The sequence below is a fragment of the Arenibacter sp. P308M17 genome (assembly GCF_003426735.1).
In the GTDB taxonomy this organism is placed as follows: domain Bacteria; phylum Bacteroidota; class Bacteroidia; order Flavobacteriales; family Flavobacteriaceae; genus Arenibacter.
Map to the genome: position 1 here is coordinate 366,605 of NZ_QVON01000003.1, position 18,753 is coordinate 385,357.

The window sequence follows — 18,753 nt, forward strand, 5'->3', positions numbered from 1 at the left end:
AATATAAGAAAATCCCCCAAATGAAGGGCAGAAACATTCATTATTACGTTTTTCACTTCAGTGTACTACCATTTATTAGCTGTATGAAGTATGCCGTAGGTAAAAAAGAATTTTTGCAAGGCAGGAAAATGTCAAGGGACCAAATATATGACCCTTAGGTTTGGGCCTGACCGGACACCAAACACCATTTGGACTTAAATCCAAACTATTCCCCAAAAGCAACGGAAGTCTTGGGACAATCGTTTTAACCCACTATATTGACGATCTTTCCGGGAACCACAATCACCTTCTTAGGGGTACGGCCCTGTAACTGTTCCTGTGTTTTGTCATGGGCCATGACGGCGGCCTCTATTTCCTCTTTGGATAGATCTGCCGGCAATTCCACTTTAAAGCGCACCTTCCCATTGAAGGAAATAGGGTACTCCTTACTGCTCTCTACCAAATACTTCCCTTCAAACTTGGGGAAGGGAGCGTTTGCAATGGAGGTCGTATGTCCCAATTTACTCCAAAGTTCCTCGGCTATATGGGGCGCATAGGGAGAGACCAATACGGCCAAGGGTTCCAAAATGGCCCTGCTGGTACATTTTTGGGCAGACAATTCATTTACGGCAATCATAAAGGTAGATACAGAGGTATTAAAGGAGAAATTCTCTATATCTTCCTCTACTTTTTTAATAGTCCTGTGTAGGGTTTTCAGACTTTCTTTCAATGGTTCGGCAACACCCCCCTCGCCCCCCTCAAGGGGGGAATTATCCACTTTAAACTGGCCCTCCCGCCCGGAATGGTACAAACGCCATAATTTCTTTAAGAAACCATGTGTTCCGGTAATCCCAGCCGTATTCCAAGGTTTGGATTGCTCCAAAGGCCCTAGGAACATCTCATACAATCGCAGACTATCCGCCCCGTATTCCTCGCAGATAGCATCCGGACTTACCACATTGTATTTGGACTTGGACATTTTTTCTACTTCGCGAGAGACTTTGAAGGCCCCTCCTAAATCCTCCCCAAAAGGGAGGACTTCCCCCTTCTCTCCTATAAAAATGGCATCTTTGTATTCTTCTCCAAATTCACTATCTCTTTTTAATTCTTCAATATCCAATTCATCTGAAGCATTAACGTATTGAACTTTTACATGGATTGGTGAAAATTTAAGCCCGTGTACAATTGCTCCAACATTTTGAGTACGAATATCATTCTGGACATATTCAAACAACCTCATAAAGATTTTCAAAGTATCTTTTTTACCTCCATCAAGTAAATTATAAAAAACTGTGTCCTCAATTACACTTGCCAATCCTTTTGTGAACCCATTGCCGTTAGCAAAAATATTTTTATCCTGAGCTGATATTTCAGAAGATAAAATAAATTTATATAAATCATCTATTTCCTTAAAACAATCATAAGAAACATACATGGGTTTGGTTAGAGAAGGTTCTTTAATTTTCTTGTTTAATGACCAACTTGCTTCAAAATCGACTCTATAAACAAAAGCACTGGTCCCCGTAATCATTCCCTGGTTGATGAGTTTTTTGGCAAACTCGGGTTTGGGCACCACTCCCTTATCGAACAGGAACTTCTGCCAAAAACGGGAATACAGCAAATGTCCGGTGGCATGCTCGCTACCCCCAATGTAGAGATCCACATCCTGCCAATAGTCCATCGCCTCCTTAGAAAAAATTTCCTTTTCATTATGGGGATCCATATAACGGTTGAAGTAATACGAACTCCCCGCCCAACCGGGCATGGTGTTCAGTTCCAAGGGAAATACGGTTACATCATCAATTAACTGATTACTGACTACTGCCGACTTCCCAACGTCCCAGGCCCAGATCGTGGCATTGCCCAAGGGCGGTTCCCCGGTTTCCGTAGGCAGGTATTTCTCCACCTCGGGCAGTATAATGGGCAAATGTTCGGCACTAATCATTTGGGGCATCCCGTCCACATAATATACTGGAAAGGGTTCTCCCCAATAGCGTTGTCGACTAAATACGGCATCCCGCAACCTGTAATTGATCTTGCCTTTTCCCTGTCCCAATTGTTCCAATTCGGAAATGACACGCTTAACGGCTTCCTTATAGGGGAGTCCGTTCAAGAAGTCGGAATTGGCGATAACCGTCTTTTCCTTATCGGCAAAGGCCAATTCGGAAATATCCACTCCCTCAAATATATTGGGAATGGGAATATTAAAATGCTTTGCAAAGTCGTAATCGCGTTGATCCCCACAGGGAACGGACATTACCGCCCCGGTACCATATCCGGCCAACACATAATCCCCTATCCAAATTGGAATGGGCTCCTTGCTGAACGGGTGTTCTGCGTAAGCTCCCGTAAAGGCTCCCGTTATGGTCTTTACATCGGCCATACGATCGCGCTCACTGCGTTTGGCCGTAGCCGCAATATAAGCCTCTACTTCCTCCTTTTGGCCGGAAGTGGTTATTTTGGACACCAATTCGTGCTCCGGGGCCAGGGTCATAAAACTTACCCCAAAAATGGTATCGGGCCGGGTGGTGAATACCGAAATTTCCTGGGCTTGCGAATTGACCTCCCCCCTGCCCCCTCCCAAGGAGGGGGAGTTTAGTGCCGTCTCAATTTTATAAACTACCTCATCAATATCATTAAGAACTTCATCATTGGTAAATCTGATAACGGTATACCCCTTTTTCTGCTCCAACAACAATTGCCTTTCCGCATCCTCGTTCAACTGATATTGGTGAATTTCTCCATCCACCTCCACGATCAATTCTTTTTCCAAGCAAACAAAATCTACTATATACCTAGAAATTGGATGTTGTATTCTAAATTTTGAATCCAGATTTCTATTTCTTAGGGCCTCCCATAGCTTAGCTTCTGCCTTGGTGGGGTTCTTGCGCATATCTTTGGCCCTTTCCAATAGAACTCCATAAATATCCGAATCGGCAGTATGAAATTTCGGTGAAGACGAATCCCTATTAAGATCAGAAGTCGTTCCCCCTCCTTGGGGAGGGGCTAGGGGGAGGACCCTAAACGTCACTTCCGCCCCTTCGGACCTGCCTATCCAATTGGTTTGGGAATCCTTTAAGGGTTGGGGCCAATCTACCATGGCCAGATCGTCCAACAACCGCTGGGCATAGGCAGAGATCCGCATGCTCCACTGCGTCATTTTTTTGCGGATAACAGGATGCCCCCCTCGTTCCGAAACCCCGTTGACAATCTCGTCGTTGGCCAAAACGGTTCCAAGGGCCGGACACCAATTTACTTCGGTCTCCGCCAAATATGTTAACCTATATTGCAACAACACTTCCTGTTGTTGCTTTGCCGTAAAGGCCTGCCAATCGGCCGCTGAAAATAGCGCAACATCTTCATCACAAACCGCATTTACACTTTGGTTGCCCTCTTTTTCAAAAATAGCGATCAACCTGGAAATATCTTCCGCCCTATCGGCATCCTTATTGTACCAGGAATTAAAAAGTTGGATAAAGATCCACTGTGTCCATTTATAATAGTTGGGATCGGAGGTACGCACTTCCCTGCTCCAATCGAAAGAAAATCCAATTTTATCCAACTGTTCCCTATACCTGTTGATATTGGTTTCCGTGGTAATGGCTGGATGCTGCCCAGTCTGAATGGCATATTGCTCCGCAGGCAGGCCAAAGGAATCGTACCCCATAGGATGCAATACATTAAACCCCTTATGCCTTTTGTAGCGCGCATAAATATCACTGGCAATATAGCCCAAAGGATGCCCTACGTGCAAACCGGCACCGGAAGGATAGGGAAACATATCCAGTACATAAAACTTTTCTTTTTGGGAATCGTTATCCGCCTTAAAAGTTTGGTTTTCCGCCCAAAATTGCTGCCACTTTTCTTCAATCTTCCTGAAATCGTAAGTCATTCTAATCTCTCGTATTTTAATCCAGTGTACCTACTGCACACACGTGCATTTATTATTAATGTAGCGCAAAAATAAGTTTAATCTATGAAATGAACTATCACAATAGGGTCTAAGATCTAAATTATAATGGTGAAAATATGTAAATTGAAAATTGCTCCAAGGAGCTGCAACAACATCCTTTCCAGCTGTTGTTACAACCTAAAAAAAATCTATTCAATACCCTAGGTCCAAGGGTACAAGGTATGTTTCCGAAAAATATGTTACATTACAAGGGCCGCCTGAACGGGCAGGCAAGCCTAGGGGAATTAAGTGCTGTAAAATGACCTGCCAACTGTACATATTGCACATTTGGCACAAAATATTTATCTTTCATTTATGAACCATTTCTCAGGACGACTATTTACTATATGCCTTTTAGTTGTTTGCTTTTTCAGCAATTTTGTTCATGGAGAATTTAGGTTTGGCGCAATACATACCGGCCTACCCCTATATTCGGTATGGGATGGCACCGAAAACAGCCCTGGCAGTATTTATCCACACACACTCGCATATTCCCCACATAAGGAGCACATAATAACAATCCCAAAAATGGTGAATACTACTGCCCAGGATTGCTACATTGGGACTCAAGTGGCCGATGAACTCAACAATACTAGTTTTCCCCACTGTGAAACATCCACTCCTACCAGTATAAGGCTTCATGCACTTCCTTTGCCTCCTAAAAATGCTAAATACGTTTACAAATGGCAGCAAAGTATTGATGGTAAAGATTGGGAAGACAGTGCAGAAGTAATTCTTAGAGAAGACACTGGAGGGATAATTATGGGTTCAGCTGATGTTATGGGTGCAGAACCAGGAGCCTGGAGTCAATATATTATTCCATCGTCGACGACCAATTATCGTTTTTATAGGTGGATATTAATCGATGAGGGTTTCTTGGACCCTCTATGTACTGTGGATTACCAAGTGTACGAGATTTTTGACGTACCCCAGCCCGAGCCCCCTCTAAGCCTTGGAAATATAGAATCTTGTAGGGCAGAAAACAGGGTGCTATCTGTAAGCATTGATGAAGAAGTGGAATGGTATGACGATTTAACAGTGGATTGGTATGACGAACCCACAGGCGGTAATCTGTTGCTGGCCAACAGTTCCACTCTTTTGGCTCTAACATCGGGCACCTATTATGCTGAAGCTCGGGCTTTGCCCGCGCCTTTGGGGCCGCCTGTCCCTGGCTCCTCCGTTCACGATCCCGATTCCATATTGGGGTGTTCCTCCAGCCAAAGGACACCTGTATCCATTATTATACACGACCCCCCCCCTAAACCAATAGATGAAACCCTGAGTTTCTGTGAAAATACGACCATCACCTTGTCCTCAGATACAGACAATGTTGACTATGAGTGGAGTACCGGCGAAACTACCTCCAATATTATTGTTAGTACTCCTGGAATTTATACAGTTACACTGACCAATGGCAACGGTTGTTCTACTACGAAAACGATTACCCTAAATCAAATTGAAGCGCCTAAAATAAAAACAGCCATTTCGGAGGAATACACCCTTATTATACTCATGGATAATAATGGGGATTTTGAATATTCCCTAGATGGTTATAATTACCAAGACGATAATGAGTTTACCAATACTGAGGGCGGATTATATACCCTCTTTGCCCGTGAGAAAAACCACTGTGGCACAACAAATCTCCCTTATGTTCATTTGATAATCCCCAAATTTTTCACTCCCAATGGGGATGGTATACATGATACTTTCAAAATTAGCGGGGCCGAAAATTTAAAACCGGTACAATTAAGTATTTTCGACCGCTATGGCAACCTTTTAAAAACCACCATGAACAATCCTTTCGAATGGGATGGTAGTTATAAAGGGCAGGCGCTTCCCGCCTCTGATTATTGGTTTCAATTTAAAGTTAACAACAATATAAAAAAAGGTCATTTCGCTTTAAAAAGATAATTTCTAGTAAAAACAAGAGGCCGCCAAGGGGGCAAATGAAACCGCTGGACCAAAATACAGCTTCCAATTCGTTAGGAAAGGAGCCTCCGCCCCTTTTCTTCAATCTTCCTGAAATCGTAAGTCATTCTAAATTGTTTGTCTTTAAATCCGCCCTACTAAGGGTACCCGCTTCATTCATTTTACACTGGGCAAAAAATAAGTTTAATCCATGAAAGCAAAAAGATATTATACATTAACCTGCGGCGACTGCCAACACCAACGCATAGGTAATCGTCAATATTTACCAATGGTCTTTCCTTTGTTCTTTATTACCTCAAAATATATATCTTTAAAACGTGATCAAAATATTATGGCGGATTATTGCGCCAATACAACTTTTCTGTCTCCTTGGCACAACCGGCACAAAGGCCCAATTTGGATTTTGCTCCGGAAATACCGGTGAGCCCATCTTTACGGAAACCTTTGGCGAAGGGCTTTTATACGGCCCCCCTTTGGCCAGTGGAAGTACTTCCTACCAATATGTAGGTGGATCCCCATCAGACGGTAGTTATACGATCTCCAATGCCACCCCTTTTTACAATTGGCACAATATTACGGACCACACCCAAAACGACACCCAAGGAAAGTCTTTTATTGTCAATGCTGATTACACCTCCGGAGAATTTTTCAGACGCGAGGTATCAGGGCTTTGCGAAAACACTTCCTACGAATTTTCATCCTGGCTCATTAATTTATTGCCGGCCTCGGGATGTAGCGGAAATGGAATCCCCATAAATGTTAAATTTCAAATTTGGGATGATACGGAAACCAACTTATTGGCATCGGGCGACACCGGAAACATTCACGGAACGGCAACTCCCATTTGGCGTCAGTACGGCCTGGTATTCCAAACTTTGCCAGCTCAGACTTCGGTAATCCTGAAAATGTTGAACAACGGCGTTGGCGGCTGTGGCAATGATCTTGCCATAGATGACATCGTATTTAAAACTTGTGGCGATTATATTGAACTCACCGATGCCCAAAATAGATCCAATCTTACACAGTGTGAAACAGATCCCGCAAGCAGTGTACAACTTACGGCCACCCCGGACTTTTCCATTTACAAAACCCATGCCTTTCAATGGCAACAGAGTACCGATAGTATAAATTGGACGGATCTTTCAGGGCAGACCAACCCTACCTATACCTCTGGAGTTTTGACCAGTTCCACCTATTTTAGGGTTAAAATGGCCGAAGATGCCATTAATCTGGCCAATTCTCTATGCAGTACCATTTCCGACGTTTACGAGGTTTTGATAGTTCCCCAACCCGCTCCCCCACAAAGCAATGGCAATATTGCAAGCTGTAGGGACCAGAACAGGGCATTATCGGTCTCCGTACCGGAAAACATCCGGGTAAATTGGTACGATGCCCCCATTGGTGGCCAACTTTTGCTATCCAACAGCACCACCTACAGCTCCCTAACATCCGGTACCTATTACGCCGAGGCCATATCTACCTTGGCTGATTGCTATGCCGATCAACGAACGGCAATTAACATAACTATATACGATCTGCCGGATGTAAGTGATGAAACCCTAAGTTTCTGTGAAAATACGACCATTGCCCTATCCGCAGGCATAAGTAATGTTGATTATGAGTGGAATACTGGCGAAACCACGGCCAATATCAATGTAACCAACCCTGGGATCTATACGGTAAAAGTGACCAATGCCAACGGATGCACCGCCCTGAAAACAATTGGCCTGAATCAAATCGACTCCCCTAAAATCCGATCTGCCGTTTCCGAAGAACACACGCTCTCCATATTTACCGAAAACAACGGAAACTTTGAATACTCGTTGGATGGATATAGTTACCAAAGTGAAAACCTATTTAATAAGGTAGAAGGAGGCTCATATACGCTATATGTCCGGGAACGGAACAATTGTGGCATAGCTACTTTGGATTATATCCATCTCGTAATCCCCAAATTTTTTACTCCCAATGGAGATGGCGTGAACGATATATTTGAAATTAAGGTTCTGGAAAAATTTAATTTTTCAAAAATGAGTTTGTTCGACCGCTATGGCCAACTTATCAAGACCTCCCAAAACAGCCCGTTCAACTGGGACGGAACCTTTAATGGAACAGCCTTGCCGGCCTCCGACTACTGGTATCATATAACTATAAACGATACCTTTAAAAAAGGGCATTTTTCCCTTAAAAGATAGTTTTGACAGAAAATGGACCAATAAGTACCCCTTTCCATCGCCAAAACAAACCTAAATAACCATCAAACATGTCTCAGCTAGTTCTAATTCAATTTACTTTCCTATTTTTACATATTGATTTTCAACTATGAGTACATCTTTTGAACGTTTTCAAAAAAGAAAGCTTATCTCCTCCTATTTTTCAGTGGTCCTAAGTATTGGATTGGTACTTTTTTTATTGGGCATCTTGGGACTTTTGGTGCTGAACACCAAAAAACTGGCCGATCATTTTAAGGAACAGATCACCATATCCGTCTTCCTTAAGGACAATGCCAAAGAAGTGGAGGTGGACCAATTGCAAAAAAGTTTGGCCATGGCCGAATACACCAAAAAGGCCACCTACGTTTCCAAAGAACAGGCGGCAGAACAACACAGCGAGGAAATTGGGGAAAATTTCTTGGATTTCCTGGGGTATAACCCCCTTAAGAATTCCATAGACGTACAACTTAAGGCCGATTATGTTTCTACTGAGAAGATTGCCGAAATAGCAGAGGAAATTTCGAGCCGGGACTATATTGAGGAAGTGAGCTACGACAAACCGCTGATTACCCTTTTGAACGACAACGTAAAAAAAATAAGTTTCTGGATTTTGGTAGCCAGTGGTATTTTTACCTTTATCGCCGTACTGTTGATCAACAGTTCCATCCGACTATCCATTTACTCCAAGCGCTTTATCATAAAAACCATGCAGATGGTTGGGGCTACCAAAACTTTTATCCGCCGACCTTTTATCTGGACCAACATAAAACTAGGGATCCTTGGTGCGGTCCTGGCCTTAATTGCATTGGGCTTTGTAATATATTATGTAAATATAAATTTTCCGGAACTTAACCTATTTCAGGAACCTGCAATTCTCATAATTCTTTTTGCAAGTGTCTTTTTTTTAGGGGTCCTGATTTCATTGATAAGCACATTTTTTGCAACACAACGTTTCTTAAATCTTAGAACAGACGATTTATATTATTAACTTTGCGGTATGGGTAAAAAACAAAAAAACAATCAATCACAAAAGCCTGATCAGGAATTTATTTTTCAGAAAAAAAATTATCTTTTTATGTTTGTTGGTCTGGCTTTTATAAGCCTAGGGTTTATTCTTATGAGCGGTGGAGGCAGTGACGATCCCAATGTCTTTAATCCTGAAATCTATAATTTTAGAAGAATACGCCTTGCCCCAACTTTGGTATTGATCGGGCTGGGGATAGAAGTGTACGCCATTCTGTTGAATCCGCATAAGAAGAAATAAATTTTGGACATATTTGAGGCTATTGTTCTTGCCATTATTGAAGGTATTACCGAGTATTTGCCGGTTTCTTCAACTGGACACATGATTATAACATCTTCCTTCTTTGGTATTGCTCAGGAAGATTTTACCAAACTATTTACGATCGTTATCCAATTGGGCACCATTCTTTCAGTTGTGGTGCTGTACTTTAAACGATTTTTTCAAGGCATCGATTTTTATTATAAGCTTTTGATCGCTTTTATTCCGGCAGTGGTTTTCGGCCTCCTTTTAAGTGACCAAATCGACGCCTTACTGGAAAGTCCGCTCATAGTTGCCATTTCCCTGGTCATAGGAGGGTTTATCCTCTTAAAGGTGGATGACTGGTTCGGAAATTCAGAAAACACCGAGATTTCCTATGCCACGGCTTTTAAGATTGGCCTCTTCCAGTGCTTGGCAATGATTCCTGGAGTTTCCAGAAGTGGTGCCAGTATTGTTGGAGGCATGACCCAAAAATTATCCCGGACAGCCGCGGCGGAGTTTTCATTCTTTCTAGCCTTGCCCACTATGCTTGGGGCTACCCTTAAAAAGAGTTATGACTACTATTATGCCGGCTTCGCCCTTACCTCCGAACAAATAAATTTATTGATTATAGGAAACGTGGTAGGTTTTGTAGTGGCCCTCTTTGCCATTAAGACCTTTATTGGCTACTTAAGCAAGCACGGTTTTAAGATTTTTGGCTACTATAGAATAATAGTGGGTATCGCAATTATCGTCATACATTATTTCATACGCCCATTAACGGTAATATAATGACAAAGGAAGACTTTTTAGAGGGACAGGTTTTATTAATAGACAAACCGTTTGGTTGGTCGTCCTTCCAGGCCGTTAATTCCTTGAAATGGAAAATCAGAAAGAAATTTCAGCTTAAAAAGATCAAGATAGGCCATGCCGGGACCCTGGATCCCCTGGCAACAGGATTATTACTTATCTGTACAGGAAAATCTACCAAGACCATAAACGAAATACAGGGACAGAAAAAAGAATACACCGGTACCATAACCCTTGGCGGCACCACTCCTTCCTACGATCTGGAAACGGAAATAAACGAAAACTTTCCCATAGACCATATCACCAAGGAATTGATCCATAGTACCGCTGCCCAATTTATTGGGGATATTGAACAAATTCCCCCTGTTTTCTCGGCACTGAAAAAAGACGGCAAAAGACTTTATGAATACGCAAGGGAAGGCAAGGAAGTGGAGATTAAAAAAAGAAAGGTCACGATTACCGAATTTGAAATTACCGCTGTAGAACTCCCTTTAATACACTTTAGGGTGGTCTGCAGCAAAGGCACCTATATTAGGTCTTTGGCCCATGATCTTGGAAAAGCCATGGATTCCGGAGCGCACTTATCCTCCTTAAAAAGAACCAAAATAGGGGATTACAACGTAAATAAAGCTCTAACCCCCGAGGAATTTGGTAAATTACTGCAAATCGACAGCTAAATTTCGATATTAAAAGTGGTAACCTTGACCGTTCGTCGATAATTTGAAATATTTTTGATAAAACGTGGTTATATCACTATGAATTTAAACCGTAAACAACTTTCTTTCTTAATCACCTTCTTTTCCATGGCCTTGGTGGTGCTAGGGCTATACAACATCCACTTGGGACGTGAAGAAAGGGAGGATTATGATATTGAATTAAGTCTGTTGGAAGAGGAGGATATGGAGAAGCAAATCGAGGAAGAATTAAAGGAGATGGAGGAAATGGCCAAATCCGATCCCGTTAAAAGTCATATGGCCTATAACGAGGCCAACAAACCAAGTTATGGCAATCCCGAGCCCCTTAAAACATTAGAGGAAATATTGGAAGAACAAGAGCTATCCTCCAACAGTGACGACCCTACGGACTTTCTTAGCTCGGACTCCGAATATGCCGCAAGGGTAAAGGAATTAGCAAAAAGAAGAAGGGAAAAACAGGAAATCTTGGGGGAAAAGGAGGCCAGTAAAGAAACCCTGACCAACAATTTGGCCGAGAGACGGACTTCTGTTTCCTACTCCCTGGTAGATAGGAGGCATACCAACCTTCCCATACCCATTTACACCTGTATAGAAGGGGGTAAGGTTGTCATTAACATTAAGGTAGACCAGTTGGGAAAGGTCATAGAGGCCGAAGTAAACAAAAAAAGCTCCAGTACCCTCAATGGATGTCTAGTGGACAACGCCATTGAATATGCCTTAAAATCCAAATTCAATACCGGAGAAAAGGTGGAGCAAATGGGCAGCATTACCTATCTATTTCAAGAAAAGTAAAGATAAAAGATCGTTCACCGTATTTTGCCCCTTATCCTTATTGTACCAGAGCTGTAGGTCCTGTTTAAATTCTGCCGTCAACTTTCCATATTTATGTTTATAGTCCTGCACCATTTTGGCAGCGATAGAGGGTCGGGAACCCCATTCCCCCAGAACCTCGCCCGATGTACCATCAAGGGAAATCAGTTTTGGAATGGCCATGGTACCATTGGATAAAAATTGCTCCATTAGCTCCGGATGCCCATCGCGCAATACCACTCTTAACGAAATATTCGTATTCATTGCCGCTATCTTATTCATTATTGGTAGCGTTTGGGCCGCATCTCCACACCAACTTTCCGTAAGCACCAACCAGATAATTTTCTTAACAACCTTTTTTATTTTGGCTTCGGAATCGGCACTGATCTTAATGGTCTTATCCAAACGCTTCATTCGTTGATCGTTCAGACGCGTATAATAGCTCAGTTCCTGACTTTCTATAGATCCAGTAGACCTGCCCTCTAAAGCTAAATTGGAAACCAATAACCTGTATTCCATATAATCCATGGACGACTTTAAACCATCCCTGACCAACTCATGCTCAGTTTTCCCTACTACTTGCTCCATAAAATATTAATCCTAGATATTCCAAAATTAAACCTTCTCCAGGTCACCTTTGGTAACAACGGTTACATTGGTAGTTTTGCTTTGGAAATACTTACAGTACTATTAAGGATCGGAAAATATTAATGGTTCATGGCCCGCTTTTTGATCATCCCCCCTTTGGTATCATTGATACTATTCATTACCACAAAGGCATTAGGGTCTATCTTTTCCAGTTCCGTGTTTAATTTACTGATCTCCAGTCTGGTAATTACCGCATAAATAATGTCGTACTCATTATGGGTACCACTTTTTCCGTACCCCCCATGACCCTTATAAATGGTAAGGCCCCTTCCCAGTTTTTCCGTAATCATAAGTCTGATCTCCTCACTGCGTGCAGATATAATGGTGACCCCGGTGTACTCCTCGATCCCATCCACCACGAAATCCAAAGTTTTGGAAGCCGACAAATAGGTCAACATGGAATAAAGTGCCGTTTCCAAAGAAAGAAAATAGGCAGCTGCCAAGAATATTATAATATTTATTACAATAATATTATCCCCTATTTTGGTCCTTAATTTCCTACTCAGATAAATGGCGAGTACCTCGGTACCATCCAAGACACCCCCACCCCTAATGGAAAGACCAATTCCCGCCCCTAGGAAGAAACCTCCAAAAACCGCTACCAAGAGTTTGTCCTCGGTGACTTCCGGAAAGTGTACCGTGGCCAAAACTATGGCCAGGCCAATAATGGCCAAAGAGGCCTTGATGGCAAATTGTTTACCTATTACCTTATAACCAAGAAATATAAATGGAATATTAACAAGAATAATCAATATGTATAAGGGCATGGACGAGATTTCCGAAATCAATAGTGAAATTCCCGTAGCCCCACCATCAATAAAACTATTGGGCAATAAAAAACTTTCCAAACCGAAAGCAGCCGAAAAAATCCCCGCTATAATAAATAGGGCATCATGTATGTCGGCAAAAATTCCAACCCTAAACCTTCGGGATTTTTTCCAATAGGAATAGAGGTTGGATCTAAAGTCATGACTCTTTTTCTTTTTATCGGGCATATGTTAATAATAAAATAGGATTAATCAAAAGTAAGTACAGGCAGAAGTATAAGTGACTATCAAAAAAAATAATTTTATATTTATTAAAAGAAAATAAATTGCACCATTGCAAAACCGTGAAATTAAAAAATCAAAATTGAATATTAGGAATCCCTTGGTCCATAAATAAAATTAATTTCGAATCTATTGGTTATTCCCAAACATCGGTCTGCCCTAAGGGCTTGGTCCAAGAAAGGGAATCCCGACAATTCCCAATGTACTATCATTAAGTAATGAATACATACCTATAACGACCATTAGGATTCCATTAAACTAATCCATTTAGAAGCCCATATGACCCTCCCCAAAGATTTACTGATCATATTTACACGGAACCCCGAACTTGGGAAATGCAAAACCAGGTTGGCCGCAACTGTGGGCAATGAGATTGCCCTGAACATATATCAGTTTTTACTTGAACACACCAAAAATATTACCAAGGGCTTAGTTGTTGGGAAATGGGTATTCTATTCCGATGAAATTTGGGAAAATGATATTTGGGAGCAACCCATTTATGAAAAAAAAATACAATCCGGCAAGGATTTGGGAGAACGAATGGCCAATGCCTTTAAGGACGGATTTAATGCAGGCCATGAAAAAATTATTATTATTGGCAGTGATATGTACGATTTAAACGAAAGCGATTTGATGGAGGCTTTTAAGATCTTGGACCAGCATGATTATGTAATAGGCCCGGCCATTGATGGCGGGTATTATTTGCTAGGGATGAAAGTCTTAAACCCGGCTCTTTTTAAAAATAAATCCTGGGGCGCGGATACCGTATTGGAGGCAACATTGGAAGATTTGAAAGGAAAAAACTACGGCTTGTTGGCTCCTAAAAATGATATTGACTATTTTGAAGATATCAAGGATATTGAAATCTTCCGAACTTTTTTAAAAAATTAAAATTTTATGACGGCTAAATTACTTAAGGAATCTACCGATTATTTAATGGCAAAAGGCTTTGAAGCCCCTGAAATTGGTATTGTACTAGGAACAGGTTTGGGAAAATTGGCAGATGAAATTGAAAACCCCATAGAAGCGCACTACAACCATATACCCTATTTTCCCTTGGCTACCGTAGAATTCCATTCGGGCAAATTGATCTATGGAATCTTGGAAGGTAAAAAAGTGGTAGTGATGCAGGGCAGGTTCCACTTTTATGAAGGATATGATCTTTTGGACGTTACCTACCCTATTCGGGTAATGCAACAACTAGGAATAAAAAAACTGTTTATCTCCAATGCTGCCGGGGCCATCAACCCCCATTTTAAGAAAGGTGACCTCATGCTTATAGAAGACCATATCAACCTTCAGGGCGGGTCTCCATTGGCCTTTAAAAACGTAAGCCAATTTGGGGATCGTTTTACGGATATGAGCGAACCCTATGACCTTCCTATGCGCTCAATTTTGGAAAAAATAGCCAAAAAGGAAAATATAAGCCTTCAGAAAGGGGTCTACGCCTCCGTTGTAGGGCCCCAACTGGAAACAAAGGCCGAATATCGTATGCTTAAAATTATTGGCGCCGATGCCGTAGGAATGAGCACCGCGCCAGAGGTAATCGTTGCCAATCACTTAAAACTACCGGTAGTGGCGGTATCCGTGCTAACGGACGAATGTGACCCGGACAATCTAAAACCGGTCAACATTTCCGAAATAATTGCCATTGCAGGGACAACGGAACCAAAAATGATAAGATTATTTAGGGAATTGATCAAGGAAATATAATCTTAGTAGTGAGTAGTGAGTAGTGAGTAGTGAGTAGTGAGTAGTGAGTAGTGAAAAAAGTAAATTATAAAACGGATGACAAACTTTTAAACTTAAGACATGAGTTATTTGGAAGCAACGAATGAATTATATAAGAATGCCGCACTGACCCCGGATGTCGGCCTCTGCTGCAGCACCAACCCTATTTGGCAATTTCCAGGTTTGTCCATTCCAAAAATTATGCAGGAGATGAACTACGGTTGTGGAAGTACGGTTTCTGCCCAGGATTTGATAAACAACCCTAAGGTACTATATGTAGGGGTAGGAGGGGGAATGGAATTGTTACAGTTTTCCTATTTTTCCAGACAAAAGGGCGGAGTCACCGGGGTAGATGTTGTGGATGAGATGTTGACCGCCTCCAAAGAAAACTTCAAAGTAGCGGAACAGGAAAACCCTTGGTTTAAGAGGGAGTTTGTAAACCTGGTAAAAGGGGATGCGCTACACCTGCCCATTGAAGACGAAAGCATCGATGTTGCCGCTCAAAACTGCTTGTTCAATATCTTTAGGACAGAAGACTTAAGGAAAGCGGTTGCCGAAATGTATCGCGTATTAAAACCTCAGGGCAGATTGGTTATGAGCGACCCCATTTGTGAACAGCCCATGAACGAAACCCTGCGTAACGATGACCGACTAAGGGCCCTGTGTTTAAGTGGAAGTATCCCTTTAAAAGAGTACATAAAAGTATTGACCGATGCGGGTTTTGGAACTATAGAAATTAGGGCGAGAAAATCATATCGGGTGCTCTCTCCCAACCACTACCCAACGGACGAACTGATCTTTATCGAATCTATTGAAATAGCGGCAATAAAAGACCCCATGCCCCAAGATGGCCCCTGCGTTTTTACGGGAAAAACAGCCATTTATTATGGTAATGAAACATATTTTGATGACCATAACGGCCATGTCCTAATGCAAAACCAGCCTCTGGCGGTATGTGACAAAACCGCAGCCGCCCTGGAAAAAAGCAATGCCGAAATCCATATAAGCAACAGTACCTGGCATTATAATGGTGGAGGCTGCTGTTAATCAATGTCGCACGGTAAGGTTTAAGGGGCCGGGTACACTAATTGGAAGTAAACTAATTGACATGCACCTTAAAGTATCCTTATTACTAATCCTCCTTCTAACAAAAAGTACTGGTGGCCCCGTTCCTACTACAAAGGGTAATGAAAACCTTGCCGTCAATATGGTTTGGCAGGTAGATCATTCCGAATGGGATGTTTTGCTCAAAAAGCATGTAGACGATAAAGGAAATGTGGACTACAAAGGCTTTACCAAAGACATTTCCGCATTGGAGCAATACTTGGAATATTTGGCAGGGAACCGTCCAACCGATAAGGCAAGTAAGCCCGAAAAACTGGCCTATTATATTAACCTTTACAATGCCGCTACGGTGAAACTAATTTTGGACCATTATCCTACCAAAAGTATTAAGGACATTAAAAATCCATGGGGAAAAGAAATCGTGAAAATGGGCGGTGAAAAGATTTCCTTGGGAGATCTGGAACACAAAATACTGCGCAGAATGGAGGAGCCCCGAATTCATTTTGCCATTAATTGTGCCTCGTATTCCTGTCCAAAATTATGGAACACCGCCTTTACTGCCGCCAATCTTGACAAACTGTTGGAACAAACGGCAAAATACTTTATCAATGATCCAGACAAAAATGTGCTGACCAAGGAAAAAGCCAATCTATCCGAAATTTTTAACTGGTACAAAAAGGATTTCACCAAAAATGGTTCCCTGATAGATTACCTAAACAAGTATGCCGATGTAAAATTAACTTCCAATACCGAAATAAGTTATTTGAAATATAATTGGGAACTAAATGACATTGAGTAATTCCATTACCATTAGTATAATAATCCCGACCCTAAATGAAGCTGCACATATTGGAAATTTGTTGAAGCATTTAAAAGAGACCGGCAGTCCCAAGAATATCGAGGAAATAATTGTAGTGGATGGAGGCAGTACGGACGGCACTCCTGGAATGGCAAAAACTTTGGGAGCAAAGATCATAAGCTCAGAAAGGGGGCGTGCCAAACAAATGAACAGGGGAGCAGCATTGGCCAAAGGCCATATCCTTTACTTTTTACATGCCGACACCTATCCGCCAAAAGATTTTGACCTATATATTCTAAATGCCATACACCACCATAAAGCTTCAGGCTGTTTTAGAATGAAGTTCAATACCTCTAAACGGTTTTTACGATTCTTCGCATGGTTCAGCAGAATAAATAACCGTCTATGCAGGGGCGGTGATCAATCTTTATTTGTGTGCAGGGACCTATTCCTAAAGAGTGGCGGCTTTAACGAAAAATATATTATCTGTGAGGATGCGGAATTTATTGGCCGCCTTTACAAAATATCCAAATTCAAGGTATTGCCCCAATATGTAGTAACTTCGGCCAGAAAATATGACCAGATCGGAACCCTTAAATTACAATACCATTTTGGAATCATTCACCTAAAGAATGCACTGGGCGTTGGCCCGGAACAATTGTACCGTTATTACAAGAAAAATATCACTTAAATAATAAATCACTAATCTCTTGTCTCAAAATCCAATAAAACCCCTTCGGAAATCCATTTGGCAAGTGCTTGCCTATTGTCCGGGTCCAAGATACGTTTTTGGTCCTTTTTGTTCTTAATATTTCCCACCTCTATATAGGCCATGGCAGGCAAGGTATTCTTGACCAAATACAGTCCGCTACGATCGGCAAAAGTCCCTTCATAATTCCTGTTGGGTTGGTATTGTCTGTATTTATTTAAAAAAGTCTCGTGGATACTTTCTGCCAAACGCTTGCCATTTTTACTCTTCTCATGATGGTAGAAAAACACGTCAATATTCTGTCCCTTGCTACGGCTATCTACATGCGTCACTAGTAACCGCTGATATTTACCGGCATTTTCCAAATAGAGTTTGTTCACCACATCAACGCGCTGCTTTAATCGCATCAATTGGTTTAAAGGTATATCCTCATTGGGATAGGCTACCTCGTCCCTGTCTATCTCCAGTAAGCGCTGATCCCTTATGCCATCATTGGAATCCCTGATTATAATGTAGGTCTTGGCCCCATGGGATATAAGCTCTTTGGCCAATCTCAGGGTAATATCGTAGGCATACTCGTCCTCTGCTATAATTTTATCTTCATATTTTTCAATAGCTCCGGGATCCGGCCCTCCATGACCTGATATTAAATAATAAATGGCACCCTGTAACTTATTACTTTTTATTTCCGTGGATGCGTACTCCTTACCAAAAATATCATCGTTAAGGATATGGGATACCTCCTTAATTTCCGAAGCCTTTTTTATGGTGGATTCCTCTATAGCAACCGTATCTACGGGTACTTGAGGAATAATATACTCCCTTCCCTCATAAAGATGTATGCTATCCCGTAAATTATCCTGGTTAAGATCCACAAAATGTCCGTAATGCCTAACAGGGTTCATTCCTTGTTTTCTAAGAATGGAATAAATACCATCTCCCCTTTCCGCTATTACCGTTTTAACCGAAGTTTGGGAAGCTAAAGGGAGTCCTATTAAACCCACCATCCACGATAAAATAAAAGTTCTTTTGGTAGACACACTAACAATTTTGTACAAATATTATCAAAAATCCTGCCCAATTCCAAAAACAATCCATAG

At 41.7% G+C, this 18,753-nt stretch carries 16 protein-coding genes; 12 read left to right on the forward strand and 4 right to left on the reverse strand.

The window, feature by feature from the left end; translation table 11 throughout:
* Positions 1-244: 244 nt before the first annotated feature.
* Positions 245-3,871 (reverse strand): DUF559 domain-containing protein, encoded by a 3,627-nt coding sequence (locus D0S24_RS09470; protein WP_117019632.1) that lies wholly within the window; start codon positions 3,869-3,871, stop codon positions 245-247.
* A 588-nt stretch (positions 3,872-4,459) separates the two neighbouring features.
* On the opposite strand from D0S24_RS09470, the gene D0S24_RS09475 reads away from it, so the two are divergent.
* The 7 genes from D0S24_RS09475 (at position 4,460) to D0S24_RS09505 (ending at position 11,634) form a co-directional block, all read left to right on the forward strand.
* Entirely contained in the window at positions 4,460-5,845 is a 1,386-nt protein-coding gene (locus D0S24_RS09475; RefSeq protein ID WP_181938064.1) for a T9SS type B sorting domain-containing protein, read from the forward strand.
* Between the two features lie 335 nt (positions 5,846-6,180).
* Positions 6,181-8,058, forward strand: a complete 1,878-nt coding sequence (locus D0S24_RS09480; protein WP_117019634.1) for a T9SS type B sorting domain-containing protein — start codon at positions 6,181-6,183, stop codon at positions 8,056-8,058.
* 127 nt (positions 8,059-8,185) lie between these two features.
* Entirely contained in the window at positions 8,186-9,064 is an 879-nt protein-coding gene (locus D0S24_RS09485; protein ID WP_117019635.1) for an ABC transporter permease, read from the forward strand.
* Between the two features lie 9 nt (positions 9,065-9,073).
* Positions 9,074-9,340: a DUF3098 domain-containing protein gene (locus D0S24_RS09490; RefSeq protein WP_117019636.1), complete on the forward strand. Its 267-nt coding sequence runs from the start codon at positions 9,074-9,076 to the stop codon at positions 9,338-9,340.
* A gap of 3 nt (positions 9,341-9,343) precedes the next feature.
* The gene (uppP, locus tag D0S24_RS09495) at positions 9,344-10,129 is read left to right on the forward strand and encodes an undecaprenyl-diphosphatase UppP (RefSeq protein WP_117019637.1); all 786 of its coding nucleotides are present in this window, start codon (positions 9,344-9,346) and stop codon (positions 10,127-10,129) included.
* A complete protein-coding gene (truB, locus tag D0S24_RS09500) occupies positions 10,129-10,824 on the forward strand; it encodes a tRNA pseudouridine(55) synthase TruB (RefSeq protein WP_117019638.1) in 696 nt (231 codons plus the stop codon). The genes uppP and truB overlap by 1 nt, the downstream gene beginning before the upstream one ends.
* 78 nt (positions 10,825-10,902) lie before the next feature.
* Positions 10,903-11,634, forward strand: a complete 732-nt coding sequence (locus D0S24_RS09505; protein WP_117019639.1) for a hypothetical protein — start codon at positions 10,903-10,905, stop codon at positions 11,632-11,634.
* Here D0S24_RS09505 and D0S24_RS09510 read toward each other — a convergent pair.
* Together D0S24_RS09510 and D0S24_RS09515 are read right to left on the reverse strand one after the other, a co-directional pair.
* Positions 11,617-12,240 carry a thioredoxin family protein gene (locus tag D0S24_RS09510; RefSeq protein ID WP_117019640.1) on the reverse strand — a complete coding sequence of 208 codons (624 nt, stop codon included), beginning with the start codon at positions 12,238-12,240 and terminating at the stop codon, positions 11,617-11,619. The genes D0S24_RS09505 and D0S24_RS09510 overlap by 18 nt on opposite strands.
* Positions 12,241-12,359: 119 nt before the next feature.
* Positions 12,360-13,295, reverse strand: coding sequence for a YitT family protein (locus D0S24_RS09515; RefSeq protein WP_117019641.1), 936 nt, complete (start codon positions 13,293-13,295; stop codon positions 12,360-12,362).
* Positions 13,296-13,628: 333 nt separating this feature from the next.
* Here D0S24_RS09515 and D0S24_RS09520 point away from each other — a divergent pair, with 333 nt between their 5' ends.
* The 5 genes from D0S24_RS09520 to D0S24_RS09540 all read left to right on the forward strand — a co-directional run bounded on the left by D0S24_RS09520 (position 13,629) and on the right by D0S24_RS09540 (position 17,635).
* Positions 13,629-14,240: a TIGR04282 family arsenosugar biosynthesis glycosyltransferase gene (locus D0S24_RS09520; RefSeq protein WP_117019642.1), complete on the forward strand. Its 612-nt coding sequence runs from the start codon at positions 13,629-13,631 to the stop codon at positions 14,238-14,240.
* A 6-nt stretch (positions 14,241-14,246) separates the two neighbouring features.
* Entirely contained in the window at positions 14,247-15,062 is an 816-nt protein-coding gene (locus D0S24_RS09525; RefSeq protein WP_117019643.1) for a purine-nucleoside phosphorylase, read from the forward strand.
* Positions 15,063-15,161: 99 nt separating this feature from the next.
* The gene (gene arsM / locus D0S24_RS09530; RefSeq protein WP_117019644.1) at positions 15,162-16,127 is read left to right on the forward strand and encodes an arsenosugar biosynthesis arsenite methyltransferase ArsM; all 966 of its coding nucleotides are present in this window, start codon (positions 15,162-15,164) and stop codon (positions 16,125-16,127) included.
* Positions 16,128-16,188: 61 nt separating this feature from the next.
* Positions 16,189-16,944, forward strand: coding sequence for a DUF547 domain-containing protein (locus D0S24_RS09535; RefSeq protein WP_117019876.1), 756 nt, complete (start codon positions 16,189-16,191; stop codon positions 16,942-16,944).
* Positions 16,931-17,635: a TIGR04283 family arsenosugar biosynthesis glycosyltransferase gene (locus tag D0S24_RS09540; RefSeq protein ID WP_117019645.1), complete on the forward strand. Its 705-nt coding sequence runs from the start codon at positions 16,931-16,933 to the stop codon at positions 17,633-17,635. The genes D0S24_RS09535 and D0S24_RS09540 overlap by 14 nt, the downstream gene beginning before the upstream one ends.
* Positions 17,636-17,646: 11 nt before the next feature.
* Here D0S24_RS09540 and D0S24_RS09545 read toward each other — a convergent pair whose 3' ends face one another.
* Positions 17,647-18,693 (reverse strand): N-acetylmuramoyl-L-alanine amidase, encoded by a 1,047-nt coding sequence (locus tag D0S24_RS09545; RefSeq protein ID WP_309545095.1) that lies wholly within the window; start codon positions 18,691-18,693, stop codon positions 17,647-17,649.
* Positions 18,694-18,753 lie beyond the last annotated feature (60 nt).

Coding starts and splice junctions, on each gene's coding strand:
- D0S24_RS09515 (WP_117019641.1), bottom strand. CDS start 13,295: ATGCCCGATAAAAAGAAAAAGAGTCATGACTTTAGATCCAACCTCTAT.
- D0S24_RS09490 (WP_117019636.1), top strand. CDS start 9,074: ATGGGTAAAAAACAAAAAAACAATCAATCACAAAAGCCTGATCAGGAA.
- D0S24_RS09510 (WP_117019640.1), bottom strand. CDS start 12,240: ATGGAGCAAGTAGTAGGGAAAACTGAGCATGAGTTGGTCAGGGATGGT.
- D0S24_RS09505 (WP_117019639.1), top strand. CDS start 10,903: ATGAATTTAAACCGTAAACAACTTTCTTTCTTAATCACCTTCTTTTCC.
- D0S24_RS09520 (WP_117019642.1), top strand. CDS start 13,629: ATGACCCTCCCCAAAGATTTACTGATCATATTTACACGGAACCCCGAA.
- D0S24_RS09535 (WP_117019876.1), top strand. CDS start 16,189: ATGCACCTTAAAGTATCCTTATTACTAATCCTCCTTCTAACAAAAAGT.
- truB (WP_117019638.1), top strand. CDS start 10,129: ATGACAAAGGAAGACTTTTTAGAGGGACAGGTTTTATTAATAGACAAA.
- arsM (WP_117019644.1), top strand. CDS start 15,162: ATGAGTTATTTGGAAGCAACGAATGAATTATATAAGAATGCCGCACTG.
- D0S24_RS09485 (WP_117019635.1), top strand. CDS start 8,186: ATGAGTACATCTTTTGAACGTTTTCAAAAAAGAAAGCTTATCTCCTCC.
- D0S24_RS09470 (WP_117019632.1), bottom strand. CDS start 3,871: ATGACTTACGATTTCAGGAAGATTGAAGAAAAGTGGCAGCAATTTTGG.
- D0S24_RS09525 (WP_117019643.1), top strand. CDS start 14,247: ATGACGGCTAAATTACTTAAGGAATCTACCGATTATTTAATGGCAAAA.
- D0S24_RS09475 (WP_181938064.1), top strand. CDS start 4,460: ATGGTGAATACTACTGCCCAGGATTGCTACATTGGGACTCAAGTGGCC.
- D0S24_RS09540 (WP_117019645.1), top strand. CDS start 16,931: ATGACATTGAGTAATTCCATTACCATTAGTATAATAATCCCGACCCTA.